At 29.0% G+C, this 21,556-nt stretch carries 18 protein-coding genes; 8 read left to right on the forward strand and 10 right to left on the reverse strand.

Going from position 1 to position 21,556, the window contains the following annotated elements:
* The first annotated feature begins 25 nt into the window (after positions 1–25).
* The 4 genes from LN42_RS07365 to LN42_RS07380 are packed head-to-tail and all read left to right on the forward strand — an operon-like array spanning position 26 to position 8,186.
* A complete protein-coding gene (locus LN42_RS07365; protein WP_075780645.1) occupies positions 26–4,405 on the forward strand; it encodes a PQQ-binding-like beta-propeller repeat protein in 4,380 nt (1,459 codons plus the stop codon).
* Positions 4,406–4,425: 20 nt separating this feature from the next.
* Entirely contained in the window at positions 4,426–6,174 is a 1,749-nt protein-coding gene (locus tag LN42_RS07370; protein ID WP_014296889.1) for a hypothetical protein, read from the forward strand.
* A 10-nt stretch (positions 6,175–6,184) separates the two neighbouring features.
* Positions 6,185–7,807, forward strand: a complete 1,623-nt coding sequence (locus LN42_RS07375) for a hypothetical protein (RefSeq protein ID WP_075780646.1) — start codon at positions 6,185–6,187, stop codon at positions 7,805–7,807.
* Between the two features lie 10 nt (positions 7,808–7,817).
* Positions 7,818–8,186, forward strand: coding sequence for a hypothetical protein (locus LN42_RS07380; RefSeq protein ID WP_014296891.1), 369 nt, complete (start codon positions 7,818–7,820; stop codon positions 8,184–8,186).
* 30 nt (positions 8,187–8,216) lie between these two features.
* On the opposite strand, the gene LN42_RS07385 is transcribed toward LN42_RS07380, so the two are convergent.
* The 8 genes from LN42_RS07385 to LN42_RS07420 form a co-directional block, all read right to left on the reverse strand.
* The gene (locus LN42_RS07385; protein ID WP_075780647.1) at positions 8,217–10,301 is read right to left on the reverse strand and encodes a hybrid sensor histidine kinase/response regulator; all 2,085 of its coding nucleotides are present in this window, start codon (positions 10,299–10,301) and stop codon (positions 8,217–8,219) included.
* 17 nt (positions 10,302–10,318) lie between these two features.
* A complete protein-coding gene (locus LN42_RS07390) occupies positions 10,319–11,398 on the reverse strand; it encodes an ABC transporter substrate-binding protein (RefSeq protein ID WP_014296893.1) in 1,080 nt (359 codons plus the stop codon).
* A gap of 25 nt (positions 11,399–11,423) precedes the next feature.
* On the reverse strand, positions 11,424–12,455 hold the full coding sequence (locus LN42_RS07395) for an HD domain-containing phosphohydrolase (protein WP_014296894.1): 1,032 nt from the start codon (positions 12,453–12,455) through the stop codon (positions 11,424–11,426).
* A 104-nt stretch (positions 12,456–12,559) separates the two neighbouring features.
* Positions 12,560–13,510 carry a class II fructose-1,6-bisphosphate aldolase gene (gene fba, locus LN42_RS07400; protein WP_014296895.1) on the reverse strand — a complete coding sequence of 317 codons (951 nt, stop codon included), beginning with the start codon at positions 13,508–13,510 and terminating at the stop codon, positions 12,560–12,562.
* Positions 13,511–13,574: 64 nt separating this feature from the next.
* Positions 13,575–13,931 (reverse strand): hypothetical protein, encoded by a 357-nt coding sequence (locus LN42_RS07405; protein ID WP_075780648.1) that lies wholly within the window; start codon positions 13,929–13,931, stop codon positions 13,575–13,577.
* A gap of 1 nt (position 13,932) precedes the next feature.
* Positions 13,933–15,276, reverse strand: coding sequence for a radical SAM protein (locus tag LN42_RS07410; RefSeq protein ID WP_014296897.1), 1,344 nt, complete (start codon positions 15,274–15,276; stop codon positions 13,933–13,935).
* The gene (locus LN42_RS07415) at positions 15,273–16,043 is read right to left on the reverse strand and encodes a type III pantothenate kinase (protein WP_075780649.1); all 771 of its coding nucleotides are present in this window, start codon (positions 16,041–16,043) and stop codon (positions 15,273–15,275) included. Before LN42_RS07415 ends, LN42_RS07410 begins: the two co-directional genes overlap by 4 nt.
* Positions 16,044–16,046: 3 nt before the next feature.
* Entirely contained in the window at positions 16,047–17,072 is a 1,026-nt protein-coding gene (locus LN42_RS07420; RefSeq protein ID WP_075780650.1) for an L-threonylcarbamoyladenylate synthase, read from the reverse strand.
* Positions 17,073–17,223: 151 nt separating this feature from the next.
* On the opposite strand from LN42_RS07420, the gene LN42_RS07425 reads away from it, so the two are divergent.
* A complete protein-coding gene (locus LN42_RS07425) occupies positions 17,224–17,817 on the forward strand; it encodes a hypothetical protein (protein ID WP_014296900.1) in 594 nt (197 codons plus the stop codon).
* Positions 17,818–17,873: 56 nt separating this feature from the next.
* Here LN42_RS07425 and fliS read toward each other — a convergent pair whose 3' ends face one another.
* Both fliS and LN42_RS07435 read right to left on the reverse strand, forming a co-directional pair.
* Positions 17,874–18,332, reverse strand: a complete 459-nt coding sequence (gene fliS / locus LN42_RS07430) for a flagellar export chaperone FliS (RefSeq protein ID WP_075780651.1) — start codon at positions 18,330–18,332, stop codon at positions 17,874–17,876.
* A gap of 9 nt (positions 18,333–18,341) precedes the next feature.
* Complete coding sequence (locus LN42_RS07435; RefSeq protein ID WP_014296902.1) at positions 18,342–18,950, reverse strand: hypothetical protein; 609 nt, start codon at positions 18,948–18,950, stop codon at positions 18,342–18,344.
* 351 nt (positions 18,951–19,301) lie between these two features.
* Here LN42_RS07435 and LN42_RS07440 point away from each other — a divergent pair, with 351 nt between their 5' ends.
* The 3 genes from LN42_RS07440 to speE are packed head-to-tail and all read left to right on the forward strand — an operon-like array spanning position 19,302 to position 21,162.
* Positions 19,302–19,835: a cupin domain-containing protein gene (locus LN42_RS07440; protein WP_075780815.1), complete on the forward strand. Its 534-nt coding sequence runs from the start codon at positions 19,302–19,304 to the stop codon at positions 19,833–19,835.
* Between the two features lie 36 nt (positions 19,836–19,871).
* Positions 19,872–20,267, forward strand: a complete 396-nt coding sequence (gene speD / locus LN42_RS07445) for an adenosylmethionine decarboxylase (protein ID WP_014296904.1) — start codon at positions 19,872–19,874, stop codon at positions 20,265–20,267.
* 13 nt (positions 20,268–20,280) lie between these two features.
* Positions 20,281–21,162, forward strand: a complete 882-nt coding sequence (speE, locus tag LN42_RS07450; protein ID WP_014296905.1) for a polyamine aminopropyltransferase — start codon at positions 20,281–20,283, stop codon at positions 21,160–21,162.
* Positions 21,163–21,556: the final 394 nt, after the last annotated feature.

Genomic DNA, 21,556 nt, shown 5'->3' on the forward strand with positions numbered 1-21,556 from the left:
AAATGATAAAATCGGAGGGATGTGTATGAGGAGGTATTTCTTTTTTTTAATTTTAATTTTTTCTTTGTTTTTATTTTCTAGTTGTAATCTATCCTTGCCTTTTTTTACAAAACCTGATAATAGACCTGTTGTTAATAATATTGATAATTCTGCTATGGTTGCTGAAGATGAAAAGAATAAAGTTGAATTTTTAGCTCCTCAGATTATAGATTTATTATCAATTGACGTTGATAATAAATTGTTTGGATCTTTTTTATCTTATGATAATCTTTTTTATTATCACGATATTGATACGTTATATATTTACTCTTTAAAGGATAAAAAAATTATATACAGTGAAAGATTTAATTCTACATTATTTAGTAATTTTATTATTTCTCATGATAATAATTTAATTTTTTCCAATGGCTCTGTTTTATATAAATATTCTTTTAAAGGGAAAAAACTTTTTGAATATGATTTTAATGAGAGCATTAAATCTATAGCCATTACCCCATTTAATGAAATATATGTTTTGTCAGATGTTGGCACATTATTTAAATTAAAGGATAAAGAAGTTCAATGGAGTAAGAGGTTAAATGCAACTATTACATCTAATTTGATTATTAGTTATAATAATAGAATATTTTTTGGCGATGCTAATGGTAATATATATATATATGATTCCAACGGTAACCGTTTAGGGGTTTCAAAGATAAGTGGTAGTGCTGTTGGAAATTTTGCCACTGATAATACAGGAAAGATTTATGTTTTAAGCAGTAATAAGTATTTATATGTTATTGATAATAATGGTGAAATTTTATGGACTAACGAATATGATGAAGTGCTTTTAAACGTATTGGTTGATGATAATTTGAATTATTATCTTGCAACAGATGAGAATATATATGTATATAATAAGGATTTTGAAGAAATAGGAAAATATGAAATTGGAAAAATCTTTACGCAGATAATATATGCTAAGGATAAAATATTGTTTGGCACAAAGGATAAATTGTTAAATGTGTTGGATTTAAAGGAGAAAAAGGTATATAGATATAAGCTTTCCGAGAATATTTTATTGGATTATATCTACTTTGATGGAAAGAATATCTTTATTCCTTTAAAAGATAAAGTAGTTTATACAAAATTAGATGTTGATTATAATGCTTTATTCTGGACACAATCTTATGGATATTTAAACAGAGGATATATGAATTTACCTCCTCAGAAGCCTATGCTGGTTTATCCTAAAAACAATACTTCTGTTGTTGTTGAAAAAGCCCTTAAATTAATATGGAAATCATATGATTTAAATAATGAGGGTTTAACCTATAATGTATATTATGGGACAAATAAAAATTCTTTAAGTTTAGCGGCAAAAAATCTTGTTAAGCCTACTTTCGAATTAAAAAATTTAAGAGGGAAAAGAACATATTATGTTAAAATTACAGCATTTGATAGTGTTAATGCTGTGGATAGTGATGTTTATGCCTTTAGAATTTTGTATAAACCTGAAAGACCTGTAGCTGTTCAACCTTTAAATGAAGAGAAAAATATATCTTTAAATCCTGTTTTAAAATGGGAAGCCAGAGATAAAGATAGTACAAGATTAAAATATAATCTGTATTTTGGCGAAGATAAAGATAATCTTTCTCCTGTTGCAACTAATCTCACATTAAATACATTTGATTTAAAACAGAAATTAAAGCCTTCTTTTAAGTATTATTGGAGGGTAGAGGTTATTGATGATAATAATAATAAGAATATTAGTAATGTTTTTGAATTTGTTACTTCAAATCCGCCATCTACACCTGTTATATTGGAACCTGACCTTTCTCAGGAAATTTCCTATGATGCAACATTTGTATGGGAGTCAAAAGATGAGGATAACGATAATTTATCCTATGATTTATATTTGGGATATGATGATGGTGAAATGAAAAAGATTATTGAAGATTATAAAAAGAATGAAATAGTTATTTCATATTTATCTCCTGGTAAAAGTTATAGGTTTAAAATAGGGGTTAGAGATGGTAAGGGAAATTATGTGGAAAGTAAGGTATATATTATAAAGGTAAAGTTTTCTCCTATTTTACAATGGAAATTTATTATGGATGACAAAGTTGAAGGTAATCCTGCATTGGATAATGAAGGGAATATTTATGTTGGAGATAATAGCGGTTATTTCTATAAAATAAATTCTAAAGGCATTTTATTATGGAGATTTAAAACAGAGGATAAAATCTGGTCCAGTCCAACTTATTATAATGGCCTGGTTTATTTTGGAAGCAATGATGGTTATTTATATGTATTAAATAGCAAAGGTGAATTAATCTGGAAATTTAAAACGCAGGATATAATAACCTCTTCTCCTTTAATAGATATAGATGGGACAATATATGTGGGAAGCTGGGATGGATTTTTGTATGCGATAAACCCGGATGGAACTTTAAAATGGAAGTTTAAGACTAATAATTCTATTAGCGGAAGTCCTGTAATGGGAAGAGATGGAACAATATATATAGGTAGCTGGGATGGATTTTTGTATGCGATAAATCCAGATGGTACTTTAAAATGGAAATTTAAAACAGAAAATAGAATATCCCAGACAGCAGCACTTGATAGGGAAGAAAATATCTATATTGGCAGTGAAGATGGAAATCTTTATGTTTTAAACTTTGAAGGGGAATTAAAATGGAAGTTTAAGACAGAAAGTTATATAAAATCTTCACCTGTTATTGATAGGAATGGTGTGGTATATATTGGAGGTTGGGATAACTATTTTTATGCAATAAATCCTGACGGTTCTTTAAAATGGAAATATAAGACAGAGTATGTATTGTTGTCTTCGCCGGTAATAGGTGATTTGGGAAATATATATATGGCAGGTTACGATCATTTTATTTACTGTTTTGATGAGGAAGGATCTTTGAAGTGGAAACGTGAAATGAATGATATGATAGGAACTAATCTCATACTTTCTAATAATAAGCTTATTTTTGCAGATGTAAAAGGATTTCTTTATGTTTTAAATGTTCAGGATAAAAATCTGGATTCTCTTGCACATTGGCCTGCATTTAAAAGGGATAACTTTAATATGGGTAAGCTGGTAACTGTAAGAAATTCTTTGCCGTTGGGACCTGATAATCCTTATCCAGAGGATAATCAAAAGGATGTTTCGCTGTATACAAAGTTAAAATGGCAGGCTTATGATATGGATGGAGATAAAATAGTATATGATTTATATTTTGGTACAGAAAAGGATAAATTGAAAAAGATTGTGGAAAATTCACCGGTATCTGAATATACGCCTGAACATATATTATCTCCAAAAACGGTATATTACTGGAAGGTTGTTGTAAAAGATGTTAGAAATGGAGTAAAGGAAGGGCCAGTGTGGTCATTTAAAACAATAAATCCATATGGAAAGATAAAATGGAATTTTAAAACACTGGGCTGGGTTGAAAATACACCTTTGATAGTGGGAAATAGCATATATTTTGGTAGTTATGATAAATATTTCTATGCATTAACTACAAATGGTAATTTAAAATGGAAATTCCTTGCAAATTCAGAAATTATTGCTTCTCCGAATACAGAGGATAATAACATAATATATTTTGGAGATGTTTCTGGAAGATTATATTCAATTACCAGAGATGGAACGTTAATCTGGACATTGAAATTAGATGGTGATATTATCTCTACACCTCTTGTAAAAAATGGTAAAATATATATAGGAACATCTAATGGAATATTATATGCAATAGATAAAAATGGTGAAATTTTATGGACATTTAAAACAGGAGATTATATTGCGTCTATGCCTTCTTATTATGATGGAAATATAATCTTTGGAAGTTCCGATTCATATGTTTATTCTATTAATGAAAAGGGAGAGTTAAACTGGAAGTTTAGAACAAGTGGTGCTGTAAAATCGTCGCCGTCTATAGATAATGAAGGAAATATATATATTGGAAGCGATGATAATTATCTATATAAACTGACAAAGGATGGAATACTGGTATTTAAATTTAAAACAAATAGTTCTATTCAGACAAAGGCAAGTATTGATTCAAATGGAAATATTTATTTTGGAAGTTTAGATCATTATCTATATATTATAAACAAAGAAGGAAAGCTTATTACCAGATTTAAAACAGATGGACCAATTATTTCAACGCCGACATTTGATGATAAAGGATATATATATTTTGCAAGCCTTGATTCTAAAGTATATGCGTTGAATAAAGATTATAAGATTGATTGGATATTTAAGAGCGGATATGGGATATCTTCAAGTCCAATAGTAAAGGATGGTATATTGTATATTTCAAGTAAAGATGGATATATGTATGCTCTTCAAATTGAAGGTGAAAATACTCCAGAAAACTATATTATAAAAAATTATTATAATAAATAACTTTGAAGGGGGCTGGATTAATGAAGAAGTTATTACTGATACTTTTGGTAGGAATGATGATGATTTTAAGCAGTTGTGGTCCATTGGCGTTTTTAAATCCTTTTGGAGGTAAAAAAAATAATGTGTCCACTACTTCACAAACAAAGAATTTATCAAGAGCAGAAGCTTTCTGGGATCAGCAAAAGATTTTTGTTGATAATTCCACCAATTACCTTTTAAAGGCAGCTGTTATACCGGGTACAGAAGGAAAGAAGATATTGGAAATTTATGATGAATCAATTTCAGAAAATCCAAGGGTAGAGATAGAAATACCTTCTGTATTTACAGATTTCAACATTGATTATATTTTAAGAATCTCTGCAGGAAATTATTATTTAATAGGTAATTTTTCCATATCTATTGGTAAAAGCAGCGGAAAGATATGGAAAATAGTATTATTAAAAAATGCCAATACAAATCCTATTTTGAGAATTCCAGATGCAGAAGCAGAAAATATAAATTTAAAAATCAATGTTTTAACTTCAAGAAATGAAAAATTCCCTGGTTCATGGCAACCAATTCAAATGGATAATACAGGATGGTTGTATTTCATAAATACAGCTAATGCAGGATTATATGCATTTGACTATGAAACAGGTGATTATTATAGATTGGTTGATAAAGAAAATAAGACACTGGATAAATTTTCTGCAAATGATTATTATCAGATAATAAATAATTTTATTGTATATTCATCAGGAAATAAAATTTATGTTGGTAAATTAGGGGTTACGGCAACTCTTGAAGAAGGACAGAAGATAAAAACTGTTACAGGGGTTAAAGAATTATATGATTTATCAAATAAGGTTTCATATCCAATTGCTATGTCAAATTCCGGATATATTGTTTATCTTGATAATACCGAAAATATATCCAAGCTAAAATATCTTAATTTAAACGCAAGTAGTTCAAAACCAACAGAATTAAAGCTCTTTACTGATATAGAACAGAATTCTGATGTAAAACTTGGAGGAAGCGTTAAATTAACCAATAAAGATGTGGCAATAAAAATAAACAATATTGAAAGTGCTATATATAGCGATGGGAAAACATATATTTTATTTTCAGATTTAACAATAAAGTATAAGGTTCAAATAATTTTAGATTATAAGGTTCAAATTCCACTGGATGATCAAAACGAAGCAAGTTATTATGCCGTGTTGGTTGTTCCTCATAACAGGGATAATTATCCATTATTCACCAAAAAGGTAATTTATTTATTTGAAAAACCACAAAATGAAAATAACGGAGTAAAAAAGATTTTAAATAAACATTTCTTTGCTATAGTTCCAGCAGATCCACACAAAACTCTTGAAGATGGATCATATATTAAAAGATTTGATTTAACAAGTTCAACAGAATATAAAATAGAATTTAAAAAGGTTCAGGAAGAACAGGTTAAAGATGCTGCAGATATTAATCTCATTATAAAAGGTAATAAAATGCAAGTTAGATTAATGACACCTGTAAATCTTGATTTTGAAAAATTAAAGAATTTAGCTGTAAGAAATAATATTCCATATAAGTTTAAAACAATAAATTCAAAATTTGCTGATGACTTTGGAATATATATGTATTTTGAAGGTACAGACCTTGAAAATAAACCTATTTATGGGATATTGGATTTAACAAAAATAAATAATGAAAAGATGGAAGTAATAAGGGTTTTAAATAATGTTGATGTTGAATCGTTAAAGAGAGAAGCAGTAAAAAATATGATTACAAAGTGAGGTGTGAAGAATGAAAAAATTAATCTATATTTTTATATTAGTGATTATGTTAATGTTTGTTGGCTGTGTTACAAAAGAAAAGGTTGAATTTATAGAACCAACGTTTATTGAAAACCCAGATGTAAATTTAATAAATTTAGATGAAAACAGATTATATGTAAGTTATGATAAAGATGGGAATCAGGTTGTTTCTGGATTAATCACAATAGATAAGGATAATAATTTATCCTATTTAAGATTAACAGGCCTGGATAAGGTTTTATGGTATAGCGAAGTTTTAACAAAATTCAGCACCCAGAATATAAATACAGTTTTAATGGATGAAGAAAATGGAAATGTTTATGTAAATGGAACTTTTGAATTTGGAGATAATGAAAAAAGAACAGTTTTACTTTATCCTGCAGGAAAAGATTTACCAAATTCAATTTCTACAGAAGAATTATATACTGAAAGAGTTGAGGCTAACGGAAAAACATGGTCTCCTTTGCAATTTGATTCAAATGGAAAACTTTTTGGATTTACTACAGATAAATATGAATTATTGATGTTTGATAACAATGTAAAGATTTCAAAACAACCAACATCAATGCAGATTACATTGGATAAGGGTAAATTGTATTTTAAAGTATTACCTGGAAATAAATTATTATGGAAAGAAAAAAGTGGAGATAAAATAGTTCTTAAAGTTGTTGGATATAATCCATCTACAGGTGCAACAAATGTTTCTGTATCAGAGAAAACATTAATACCTGATTTATCAAATAAAAAAGGACCATTTTTATTAAACACGGATAAGTTATTATATGGTGAATTATCAAATTCAAAGATAGCAACACTTGTATCTATAAATAATTTAACCTCAACAGCTACAAGTGCCATAGATTTATTTCCTGAGGATATAGTAAAAGATACAGATATAGAACTTGTTGGAGCAAGTAATGCAGATATATCAGAATCACCTGTTTCAACAGCAACATTTGAAGGTATTTATGATGTATATTCAAAAGATAATTCTGCATATGCAGTATTTAAAAATTTCACACTTGAATCTACAATGGTTATTGAAGACTTAACAAGAGGGGCAACGAATGTAGTAATAGCAAAGACCACAATTCCATTGTTTGTAGTGGAATTTCCAGAAGAAGGTAATATAACCCAAACAGCAACAAAAAAAGTAAATATATATTATTTATCAGAAGAGTATAAGGATATTATTAACGATGAATCAGATATTTATATTTCACCGGAGAATTATATAATAATAAAGACAGGTAATAATCTATATAAAATAGATTTAAGATCAAGTATAGAATCTGATTTTGTGGTAAATTATCAAACAGAAGACGAAAAATTGAGCTATAATGCAAAGTTTAAGTATTTTGCAAAGAAATACAAATTTAATGTATTGGATTTAAATTCAACAAGATTAGCAGGTTTGAATAATATTCAGGATATAGAATTTTATGATCAATATGGAAGATTTGCATATATTAAATATGGATCAAATAAAAATGTAGCTATATATGATACATATAAAGATGAATTATATACAGGTGATGGAGAGCTTTCATTAAATATGAGCGTTGAAAAGTTTACACAGATCTATGAAGAAATAATTAAAAATGCAAAGTGAGGTGTGTGAAATGAAAAAAATAGGAATATTTTTACTTCTAAGTATATTAATAATTTCAGTTTCATCATGTACGGATCTTGATGTTACTTCAATGTTTTCAGGTAAGGTAAATATAGCAGTTGTTAATAGTGTATATTATACAGATGGAAGCTCTACAACTATAAATTTAAAATTATATAAGGATAGTAAACCTGTTAAATCATTAAATGTAGAAAGCGGAAAAAAGGTAGAAATAAAAGATCTAGATAAAGGTGATTATAAATTCGAAGCCAAGTTAGATAAAGATGAAAAAACATATTCTGATACAATAAAAATTGATAAAGAAGTTACTATTGTAATAGAAAGCAAAGATGGAGTTCTTAAATTTGAAATAAAATAAAAAAGCGAGCATTATGCTCGCTTTTTATTTTTATCTGGTTATTGCAGTTATTAATTCAGCAAACTCAAAAGGTTTATTTAGAATTAAAACATTGAATTTTTCAAGCTTCTCTCTAACTTCATCTGATAAATATCCTGTGATTACTACAATTTTAACATCTGGATTATATCTTCTAATATATTCTACAAGTTTATCCCCTGTTTCTTCAGGCATCATATAATCTGTAATAACAATATCTATAATATCTTTAAATTTCTCATATAATTCAATTCCATTTTTTACACAATGGGCAGTATAAACTGTTGCTCCCATTTTTTCAAATTGTTTTTTTAAATTTTTTCTTATTCCAATTTCATCGTCTACAATTAATATATTTTTTCCTTTGAGATTTGTGGTTTCATATATTATATCCATTTCATTAAATATAATTTTATCGGTGGTTGTTGGTAGATAGATTGAAAAAATGCTTCCTTTATTTGGAGAAGAAGAAACTTCTATTTTTCCATTATGATCTGATATTATTTTGTTAACTATTGCAAGACCAAGTCCGGTGCCTTTTTTCCCTTTTGTAGTATAAAATGGATCAAATATTTTTTTAATATTTTCTTCTGGAATTCCTGTGCCATTATCTATTATCTGTAGCTTTATGAAATTATTATTTTCTATTATTTCTGTTGATATATTTATTATAATTTCAGGTTTTTCAACATTTTTTACAGCGTCACGGGCATTTGTAATTAGATTTAGTAATACCTGAGTTAGCTGATTTTGATCACCGAATATTTTAACATTATTATCTATGTTATTGTTTATGGATAATTTTATATTTAATGGAATTCCTTTTCTCAGTAGCTTATATGTATTATTTATAAATTCATTGAAATTAAATGTTTCAAAGTTAACATCTCCTTTTTTTGAAAAAACAAGCATTTGCTTTATTATATTACTTGCCCTTTTTATTGATTCTTCAATATTTTCCAATGATTCATTTATTTCTTCGGGATCATCTGTATATTTCATAAGTTCTACTTCTGTTTTTAAAACGGTGAGTATATTATTGAAATCATGAGCAAATCCACCGGCCATTAAACCCATTGTTTCCATTTTCTGGCTTTGCATAAGTTCAAACTGTGTTTCTTTGAGTTGTTTAAGTGTTGTATTTACATTGTTCATAAGAGCTATAAATGCATTATTTATAAGATGATTTTCATTAAAATGAGTCTCTTTTTGCAGAATAATATCTCCTGGATTCCAATTTCTTCCCCATTGGGTAATTTGCTTCATTTCATGAATAAAACTTCTTTCAAGTGTATGGATTATTATAAAGATTATTATTAGCATTAATAAAATTATTAGAAAAGATAGTTTTAAATAGAAAAGGCTATTTGAAAATTTTTCAAATGGAGTTATAAAATAAATATTACCGCTAAAAAAATCGAGTTTTTTTGAAGAGATTACGGCGTTTGCACCAAAAATTTGTTTAAGCTCTTCTTTGTTGTTTATTATTCTAATTTCATACGGAGAATTATTTAAGAAAACAACATTTTTATTCATTGTGAATATAATGTATGTTTTTTCAGGAACGAATTTTAATATTTCTGATTTTATAAATTCATTATCAAAGATAAAGATATAATACAGATTATTATCGTATTTTACAATTGCTGAGATTTCCGGAGAAGAGGATAAAGGTGAAAATACAAAAGGCAAAACCCTGTATTCACCAACAACCATATTTTGACATGTGTTTTTATAATATTTTACTGAAAAATCTTTTTTTAGATGTTCTGAACCTTGTTTTAGAATATTTTTTATTTTATAATGTTCATCAAAAGAATAAGCCCCTTTTATATATTCGAGGTGAAATAACTTTATATTAATATAATCAGGTGTTGTGTATAGATCAACTTTTATTACATTCATCCATTGATCTATTAAGGTTTTTACGTTGTACTCTGTTAAATCCATTAATTTTTCCTGTTTTTCAAGCTCATTTTCTTTTAATGCTGACGTGGTTGTTTTTATTATAATAATGGAGATAATTGCGAATATTATAAATGTGAAGATGATAATATAATTAAAGTATTCAATGAAATTTCTTTTTTTATTAAGCATAGTTATCACCGCTTAATTTAATTGATTATTTCTACCCATTTATTTCCATCATAAATTCCAAAATACATATTTTTAGAGCTTTCGCCATATTTGTCGAATTTTACATTACCAAAAATAGTTTTAAATTCATGTTCTGTAATAAATTTTTCCATTTTTTCTGGTGTATTATTTCCTGATTTGTAAGATTCCCAGAAAATTTGCATAATTTCATAACCTAAAAATGCATGTAAAGAAGGTTCTTCTTTTAAATCATTTATAAAATAATCATAGAAATCCTTTAATTTTCCTGTGTATTCATATGGATAATGTGAAGGGACAATAACGTTTTTCAGATAATCTCCAGCAGCTATTTCAAGCCCTTTGCTTCGTACCCATGGAGTGGTTATAATATTTACATTTGAATTTGTTAATTTTAATTCCTGAATAACCATTCCAACTTCTCCAATTAAACCGGCAATAATATATACATTATTCTGGTTTTTATATGCATTTGTAATAAGGTCAATATATCCATCTGTTTTAAAATTAACCTTCAAATGTTCAATATGTCCCTTAAAATAAGTTTTAAAATATTCATATGCTGCCTCAGTGTATACAGGGTTTGAGGAATCTACTATGACAAAGATATCTTTTATGTTTTTCTTATTAAGAAAATTAGCTATTTCTTTTTGTTCTTTTTCTGTATCGGGAATTGTTCTAATAATTCTGTCGTCTATTCCCTTAAATTTAGGAGAAGTAGCAGAGATAACAAGACCTAAAATGTTGTCAGTTTTTAGTTTTTTATATACTCTATTTAATGAGCTTGAAGTGGTGCCAAAAATTATAAATCTGACACCTTCTTTTTTTAAACGATTATACTCTTTTTCTATCTTTTCCTGATCCCAGCTATCATCAGCAGGAATAACGGTTATATTGCTTTCAAGGTTGTTTTCCCTGATATAAAGATTAATAGCTTCAATTAAGGATTTTCCTGAGGGCATTGCTCTGCCAGATAAGGCTGTAATTACACCAACCTTAACAGGATTTTTTGAACATGAAATTATTAAAAATACAGAAATTAATAGAATAATAAAGATAAAGATAAATATTTTTTTCATAAAATCCCCCCTAAAATTTAATAAATTAGTCGGTGAATTTTTCTCGTAACTGTTTAAAGAGATGTTGGATATTTTCAAAAGCTTCAACTATTTCTGGATCAAATTGTGTTCCTTTTCCAGCCAATATTTCATTAACTGCAAATTCATGACTTTGAGCATCTTTATAAACTCTTTTTGAAGTTATGGCATCATATGTGTCACATAACGATACAATTCGTGCGGAAAGCGGTATTTGCTCTTCTTTTAATCCTTCAGGATAGCCTTTTCCATCCCAGCGCTCATGGTGATGAAGAACCACTTCATGGATGGTTTTAAAGTATTCAAATGACATTGTTTCTTCAGAGATTTCGCTTAACATTCGTGCGCCATAGACAGTATGCATTTTCATTATTTCAAATTCATTTGCTGATAGAGGCCCGGGTTTTGATAAGATCTGTTCAGGAATAAGTAGTTTTCCAATATCGTGTAAAGGTGCTGCATGATGTAATTCATAGAGAAATGAGATATCAGGTTCTTTGCCTATAAGATGAAAGTATTCTTTTGCAAGTAATACCGCAAATTTTTGAACTCTTTCTATATGTTTTCCAGTTTCAAAGGATTTAAATTCCGTCATTTTAGATAGCATTAAAATAAATGAATCTTTTATTTCCAGTGCATGATGTCTTTCTGCTGCTTTAAGACGTGCCTTTAATTCATGAATTTCAAATGGTTTTGTCATATAGTCATCAGCACCTAATTCCAAAGCCTTAACAATACTATCTTTATCTTCAATACCACTTAGAACTATTATGTATGGTTTTCGTTCAATAAAGGTATTTGATATTTTTTCTAACACTTCAAATCCATCAATTCCAGGCATTTTTAAATCTAAAATTATAAAATTCACGTGTATTTTCTTTTCCATTAATTGTACAGGCTCAGAAGGTAAGATCATATTTATTACTTCCTGACCATCCTGAGCTTCATAGATTTCATATCCCCATTTTTTTAAAAGTCGTTTAAGACTATATCTCACAGAGTCTTCATCATCAGCTACAAGTATTTTTAAGTTTGCCATATCTTCACCTCTTTTCTGTGGTTTACATATTTGTTAATACATTATTATTATATCATAAAAAAGGCCCGGATTTTTAAATCCAGGCCTTTTTTATGATATATGTATTATTTAAATAATTCTGCTTTTCCTGCTGAACCAAGAACTTCCATTCTATCTGAAATAACCTTAATTGTATATTCTTTGGCAAGTTTGAAGTATTTTCTTGGATCAAATTCTTTTGGGTTGTTGTTTAAGAATTCTCTTAAACCAGCAACAAAAGCAATTCTTAAATCTGTATCTGTATTTACTTTATTAATTCCACATTTTACAGCTTCTCTTAAGATATCTGCTGGAACTCCTTTGGCTCCACCAAAGTCTGCACCGTGCTTTTCGGCAATTTCAACAAATTCTGGAACTACTGATGAAGCGCCATGAAGTACCAAAGGTATTTTTGTATATTCTTTTACCTTTTTAATTCTGTCATAATCGATTTTTGCTTCTCCTTTAAATTTAAATGCTCCGTGTGAAGTACCTACTGCTGGTGCTAAGAAATCAACACCTGTTTCTTCAACGAATATTTTTGCTTCTTCAGGATTTACAAGAACATTTTCAGCTGCTACAGCTTCATCTTCAACACCGGCTAATTGACCAAGTTCAGCTTCAACTGAAACACCTGCAGCATGTGCAATTCTTACAATTTCTTTTGTTCTTTTCATGTTTTCTTCAAATGGATGTTCTGAAGCGTCGATCATTACTGATGAGTATCCAGCTTTTATTGCTGTTACTATATATTCGAAATCTTTACCATGATCAAGATGTAAAGCTACAGGAATATCAACTTCATCTGCAAATGTTTTAACCATTTTAACAAATAATTCGGCACCTTTTCTGAAATCGCCATTTCCTGCATATTTCATAGCACCCTGACTTGTTTCAATAATAACAGGTGAATTCATTTTTACTCCAGCTTCAATTATATAGTGTAAGAACTCAAGGTTGTTAATATTTAATGCTGGAACACCATAACCGTTTTTATCTGCATTTTCAAGTATAACTTTAGTATCTACGTAAGGCATACTTTTCCCTCCCATTTTTCAATGATTTTTCAACATATTATACCATAATTCTGTTACATCTCGTTTATCCGTTAGAATTGAATTTTCTTCGTAAAATTTCTTCGTTTACCTTCATATATCCATTTTTAATGGCGATTTTACCTTTATTTGTTGTTTTTAAAAGTTTTTTAATTTTTTCCATTTCAGGCTTTATATGATTTATTCTTTCTTTATCTTTTTCAATAATAGACAGAGCTTTTTCTTTTATTTTTTCATTATCTGCAAATGGTAACATCTTTTCAAGTATTTTTTTTCTTTGTTCTAAGATTTTAGGCATTGTTTCATAATCTTCATTTTTAATCATTCTATCTATTAACGACTCTATCTTTTCCAGTTCGTCAATTAACAGTTTTATTTCTTCTAAGTTTTCGTTATTTTTCATATTAATGCCTCCCAAGGAGATTGTATTCTTCTTTCTTTTTTTGTAGATATTTTTTAATTCCTTCTATTTCTTCAACGCTCATACCATATTTCCACCAATATGGCAATATGGAATTGTTAAGCAGTAATGGATCAGTATTTATATCAATCCAGCCTTTTTCAACAAGTTCCATATATTGTGGTGTGTTGGGTATAGGTGTAAATTCATTTACAGAAGGTATTATATTATTTTCCAGACAAAAATCTATAGCTTTTTTTACATCGTCTACCTTTTGTTCTGGTAAATTGGCCATTATATAGGCAGAAACATCTGTAAGCCCTTCATTTAATAGATAATTTGCTGCATTTTTTAAATCTTCATTGGAAACCTTTCCACCTGTTTTTTTCTGTAATTCTTCATCTGAAGTTTCATAACCGAGTTTAATTATTTTAAAATTAGCTTTAGCAAATAATCGAGCTATTTTTGGGGTTACAAGTTTAGCATGAATGCCATTTGGCAAATGATATCTAACATTGAATCTGGATAATTCATTTAGTAATTCTTCTTTTTGTGGATGTAACAAGAATGCGTCATCAAAGAAAACTACATCTTTAACAGGTTTTTCTGATAAGATTGTTTCTAAACCGGAAATTATTTTCTTTACGCTACGTGTTTGATATTTCCACATTCTTGGCGTTACACAATATGTACATCTAAATGGACAGCCTATTGATGAAGTTATAACCACGTGTGGCAATTGGGAATTATATAATTCATAAGCTGGATCAATCTCTTCAAACCAATTGAAATTATCTATTTGAAGATTATAATATTTCAGCATTTTGTTAATTGCAAATGTTCCTGTTCCATTTATTATATGTACATTTAATTCTTCAAAAATCTTTTTGGCATGTGCTGGCATTATGTTAACGTATATTCCTCCGAGAAATATAGGTTTTTCCGGAAATATTTTTCTTATTTCTTTTATTGTTTCATATACGCCATAATACCAATATGTCATTACAGAGGTAACTATTATTCCATCTATATCTGAATAATTTTCCAGTCTTTTTTTTAACTCTTCTTTTGGAAGACCATAACGCTTGAATCTTCTTGGTATATCCTTTAATACAGGTGGGTTTTCAACCTTTTCATAATGAAATTTTCCTGTGCCGTAATATCTATCTTTTATTTTGTCGTTTTTTACAAAGTAATTATCATATCTGTTCATTAAGTCCAATAAACTTACCTGAAATCCTTCTTTTTTTAATATTCCACCTACATATAACAACCCTAATGGTTTTAACCAGAAATCATATGCTGCTGTATCGTATATCCAGGGGTTTATTAGCAAAAAATGCTTCATTTATTATCACCTTTTAATAGGTCATAGTATACATTTAATCCTTTTAAGGTTAAATACTGATCATATACTTCGAATTCCTTTATTACCCCTTTTAAACTCCTGCCAATTCCACCGGTAAGTACAACTTTAAAATCTGTATTATATTCTTTTTTTATTTCTGAGATTAATTTTTGTATACCATATACTACCGTTTTTATTATACCTATTTGAATATTGTCAATAGTATTTTTTCCAACGGTGTAGTCAAGGAATTTAAATTCTACCTGTGGTAATTTTGCAGTTTTTGAGAATAATGCCATCATCTGGGTGTTTATTCCTGGTATAATGGCGCCACCTATAAAATCGCCATTATATACTACATCTATTGTTATGGCAGTTCCAAAGTCTATGGAGATAGCGTTATTTCCGTAATATTTTTTTAGAGCCAATGCATTTACTATTCTATCAGCACCAACTTCACGAGGATAATCAACCCTTAATTCCATTCCTTTTAATTGAGCAGCATTTACAAATATTGCTTCTACATTAAAATATTTGCTTGCATACTTTTCAAGTATATAATTTACAGAAGGCACAACAGAAGAAATTATAACTGTGTCTATTTCATTTTCAGAAATGCCTTCTCTTGATAAAAGTGAGTATAAATGCGAATATAATTCATCTTCTGTTTCAAATGATTTTGTTCCAATTCGCCAGGTTTTTAAAAAGTCATTTTCAAATAATCCTATTACCATATGAGTGTTTCCTACATCAAATAATAGTCTCATTTTTTACCTCCATATTTCTGTTGCAGCTTTTCTCAATCTGTTCATTATGGATATTCCCAATCCTTTATCTTCTACTCCTTCTATAATTATAACATCATTGTTGGTTTTATCAGCTTCTCTTAAAAAAGCAAATAGATTTGTTGCTATTTCAAAGTAATTTTCTATGCTTCCAGAAATTAATGTATCTATCTCAGAAAAATATTTTTCATCTTCTTTAAAAGCAATAATTAAAGGATTTTTATAATTTTTAGCAAGTTGATGTATTTTTTCTATTCTATTCTCTGAATATTCTATGAGGATAGTTTTTTTGTCTGGAGCATAATGTCGGTATTTCATTCCAGGGGCTCTGGCAACATCAACTTTTGCTTTTCCATATATAAATTCAGGAATTTCTATTTTTCCAAATATTTCACGTAATTTTTCCGGAGTAATTGGTCCAGGTCTTAATAATGTTGGAATCTTCTCTGTTAAATCTATAACTGTTGATTCAAGACCAAAATCAACCTTTCCTCCATTTATTATTAAATCTACTCTGCCATTTAAGTCCTCGATAACATGTTGTGGATCGGTAGGGCTGGGTTTCCCTGAAAGATTAGCGCTTGGAGCGGCTATTGGTGTGTTTGATTCTTTAATTAAAGCGCGAGCTATTGGATGTGCAGGAATTCTTACAGCAACTGTATCCCGCCCAGCTGTTACAATATCCGGTATATTTTTCTTTTTTTTCAAAACAAAGGTTATTGGACCTGGAGTGAGTATTTTTATTTTTTCAAATAAATTTTTATCTATTTCCACAAAATCCAATATATCTTTTATATCACTAAAATGAGCAATTAAAGGATTATCTGAAGGTCTTCCTTTAGCTATAAAGATATTTTTTACTGCAGTTTCGTCAAGAGCATTTGCGCCTAACCCATAAACGGTTTCTGTAGGGAAAACCACTAATTTTCCAGCTTTTATATATTCAGCTGCTTCTTTTATTTTTTCAAGCTGGAAATTTAAAGGATCTATTTCTAAAATTTTTGTTTGCATGAAATTCTCCTTTCGCCTTTAAATTTGTTTGGTATTTTAATTATATCATCTAATTATTATAATATTTATATTTTTAATATTATTTTGAATTTAGAATAAAAATATGTTATAATTACTATTAGATAAATTATTCCGGAAGAGGGGGGAGAGTATGAAAAAAGCATTGTTATTTATTAGTGTGTTAGTTTTAAGCATGGTTGTATTTTCTTCACCTACAACAATTGTAGGGGCTTATGGATGGACGGATATTTTTATTGGTTTTAGTGGATATGGGGTATATGGTGGAGTAAGATATGATTTTGATACCTCAAAGATCTATGATTTAAAACCTATTTTGGGAAAAGAAAATTCAGAAGTCTTAGATGCAAGTGTATATGTTGGTGGCGGATTAAATTATGCAGAATTTGATGCAAGTGTTCTGGGATTAGAGGATGAAACATATGGATCCTTCTTATTAACCGGAAAAACATCTGCATTTTTTGGAACACCTATTTTGGGATTTAAGATTTTTGGATTGCAATGGATTCCAGGTCTTGAATTGGGAGTTACAATGGATTATTACTTTTCAGCATTAAGTGATGAAGCTAAAAAGAACATGAGTGGAATAGCTTTAACTGATAATATGGTTCTTAGTTTTGATTATGGAATAGGATTCCAGATTGAACCAATAGAAATAAATGGTATTTATGTAAAACCATTGTTCTTTCCATGGCCATTGTTATTAGGTGCAGAATTACAATTTTAATTGTTGTTAAAAATAATAAAACGCCTTCCATTTGGAAGGCGTTTTATTATTTTTCTTTATGTTGAAATATCAAGTCCTTTTCTTGGTTGCTGATTTACCTGTTGCTTTATAACATCGCCAGCCTGTTTCATGGCTTCTCTCCATGCTTCTAATAATGTGTTTAAAAGTCCCTTAACCTCTTCAAGAATTTCTGTGTCTTTTTTTAAATTTGCTTCTAATAATCTTCTGTACATATAGCTATACAATGCTCTTAGATTTTTTGAGATTTCTCCACCTTTTTCCATATCCAGAGAAAGATTTAATTCCATTACAATATCCTCTACGCGCACAATTTGATTATGTGCTTCCGGTAGTTTTTTATCCCTTATATATTTTATAGCTCTATTTAACCTTTCAATGGCATTTACATACAAAAGCTCAACTAATTTAGCAGGACTTGCGGTTTTAACCATACTTTCGAGGTATCTATCGTTTGCATTTGCAGTATTTGGATAATAACTGTTTGGTTGATACATTTTATCACCTCACTCAATTTCATTTATAGCCCTTTCAAAAGCGTCTTTAAACATATCTAATATTTGAGGAAAATCATAATCTAAAATATCCGAAATTTCTACATTATCTGCATTTGATTGTGATTCTATTATTTTTTCCAAAATCTCTTTTTGTTTTTCCATGTCTTCATCACTTATAAATTGTTTGTTTAATACATTGGAAGCCTGATTTATTATTGTATTCATTGCCTGCAAACCTTCAGCTAACGCTTTTAACATTTTATGCCCTTCTTCTGTGTTTAACATAACCTCTTTGGAAACATTTTCAAGTGATTTTTCAATCTTATCTATATATTCTTTTCCTTCAAGGAGCAATTTTTTTACAAGGCCATATAGATCATCAAATGTAAGTTCGACCTCTTCTCCGCCTTCAAAATATGCACCTTTTAATTCGTCATAGAATTTCATAGGTATATCTTTCCCGTTTATTTTCATTCCAACAAGAACAGAATTCAATTTTTCTGTTTGAAAGAAATTGACTAATTCATTGAAATTTGAAAATTGTTCTTTTGAAAATTCTCTGTCAAAATTTTGATTGTCAGATTCGTAAATTACCTTTACTTTTATTTTATCGTTCATATTATAACCTCCTACTAAATTCCATATGTATTATCGTCTAATTTTATTATATCATTAATTATGATTTTATAAAAATAGATGAATTTCCTATTTGTATTTTATACGAAGTATGTATGTCAAAAAAATTTAATATTGATATTAACATTTTGATATGTTTTTTTGTTGACATATAAAGAAAAAAAGATTATAATAATAAACGTATTGTTTATTATACCGTTCATTTTTAAATCTAAAAATACGATTTTTAAAAGAACTTTTTTTGGAAAAAATGTTGTAAAGCTTTATTATAGCGGTATAGAATTGTTTAATATAAGTTACATAAATAACGCATTTAAAAATACAGGTGATATTATGAAAATAGGGGAGAAACTGAAGAAATTAAGGCTTTCACGGGGATTAACTCAGGAAGAACTTGCTGTTAGAGCAGATTTAACAAGAGGTTTTATTTCTCAGTTAGAGCGTGATTTAACGTCTCCAACACTTGAAAGTCTTGAAATGATTTTGAGAGCGTTGGGAACAAATTTAAAAGAATTTTTTTCTGACTTTGAGGAAAAAAAGATTATATATAAAAAAAGCGAAAGAGTCCCATTGTATGATACGCCAGATGGAGTTAAAGAAGAATTATTAATGACTGATACTGAAGTAAAGAAGATTGAGCCGATGATAGTTGAGCTTGAACCGCAGTCTCAAACAGAGGAAGAAGATTATCATGAAGGATCAGAATTTGGATATGTCCTTGAAGGAAATATAGAATTGTGGCTTGATAATGCAAAATACAAAGCAAAAACGGGAGATGCATTTTATTTTAAATCAGATAAAAAACATTATATAAAAAACGCAAGCAGAAAAAAGAAAGCAAGAGTTTTGTGGATTGAAATACATTAAATAAAAATAAAATAGATACCATGGGGAGGGTTGTATATGGCAAAATCATTGGGAAGACATATTGTAGCAGAATTTTATGAATGTGATAAAGATATTTTAGATGATGTAGATAAAATTGAAGAATTAATGAAAAAGGCTTCTATTGAATCAGGAGCAACTCTTGTAACTTCAACATTCCACAGATTTTTGCCCCATGGGGTAAGTGGAGCTGTTATAGTTTCTGAATCACATTTTGCTATTCATACATGGCCAGAATATGGATACGCATCCGTTGATATCTATACATGTGGCGATCATGTTGATCCATGGAAAGGATTTGAATTTTTAAAGAAAGCATTTAATTCACAAAGGGCACAAACAGTAGAACATTTAAGAGGCGTTTATGAAGAAATTGGTATTGATGAAAATTCTCCACACAAGGTAGAAGCTTAAGGGAGGGATAAGAATGGAAAAGAATTTAGAACCAGGCAGACATTTATTATACATGGAATGGTATACAGGTGGCGATGTAGGATTATTCATGAAAATGAATAAGATTTTATTTTCTGGTCAGAGTGAATATCAAAGGGTAGATGTGTTTGAAAATCCAGAATTGGGTAGAGTATTTTCTTTAGATGGAATTACAATGACAACAGAAGTAGATGAATTTATGTATCATGAAATGTTAGTTCATGTTCCTATGTTCATTCATCCAAATCCAAAAAGGGTATTGGTAATTGGTGGTGGAGATGGAGGTTCAACAAGAGAAGTTTTAAAACATCCATCAGTAGAAGAAGTAATTTTGTGTGAAATTGACCCAATGGTTATTGAAGCAGCAAGAAAATATTTGCCAACAACAAGTGTTGAATTTGATAATCCAAAATTGAAAATAGTTAATGAAAATGGAGCAGAATATATAAAGCAATTCAAAGATTATTTTGATGTAATTATTGTTGATTCAACAGATCCAACAGCAGGTGAAGGTGGACACTTATTTACAGAAGATTTCTATAAAGCATGTAGAGATGCATTGACAGAAAACGGTGTATTCTCAGCAGAAACAGAAGATCCTTTCTATGACAGAGCATGGGTGGGAATTGCATACAACAGAATAAAGAACGCATTTCCTGTAGCAAAGGTTTATATGGGATTCATGACAACATATCCATCAGGAATGTGGAGTTATACATTTGCTTCAAAGGGACTAGATCCATTAAAGGATTTCAATCCTGAAAAATTAAAGAATTTTGAAAAGAAAGATACATTAAAATATTATAATGAAGAAATACATGTTGCAAGTTTCGCGCTTCCAACATTTGTAAAGAAGTTAATAGGTGTTGAAAAGTAATTATAGATGATTAAAATAAAAACCGGTGAGAAAATTCTCACCGGTTTTTATTTTATGTGCAGATTTAAGTTTGTGTTCGTCCTTTTGATGTTGATTGAGAAAAATAAAAGTTCATTTGTACGACTTGAGTGCTAATCTTCGAAAATTGCTCGTTCTCAGGGGTCGTTGCAGACTCACGTCCATGTTCGTCTTCACTCAAAATCACATCCGTGTGATTTTGACCCCTTCCACTCACAATTTTCTCAGGCACTCTGCGAGCCTTCACTCGCTTTTATTTTTTCCAACTATCCTGTAATCCCCGCTTCGGGAAATTCTTAGTCTTCGTTCATATTATTTTTCTTTATATATACAGATGGGTGTTCTGCGAGTATTCAGTTTTCACTTTTTTTATTAT

The sequence above is a fragment of the Marinitoga sp. 1137 genome (assembly GCF_001941525.1).
Taxonomy (GTDB): domain Bacteria; phylum Thermotogota; class Thermotogae; order Petrotogales; family Petrotogaceae; genus Marinitoga; species Marinitoga piezophila.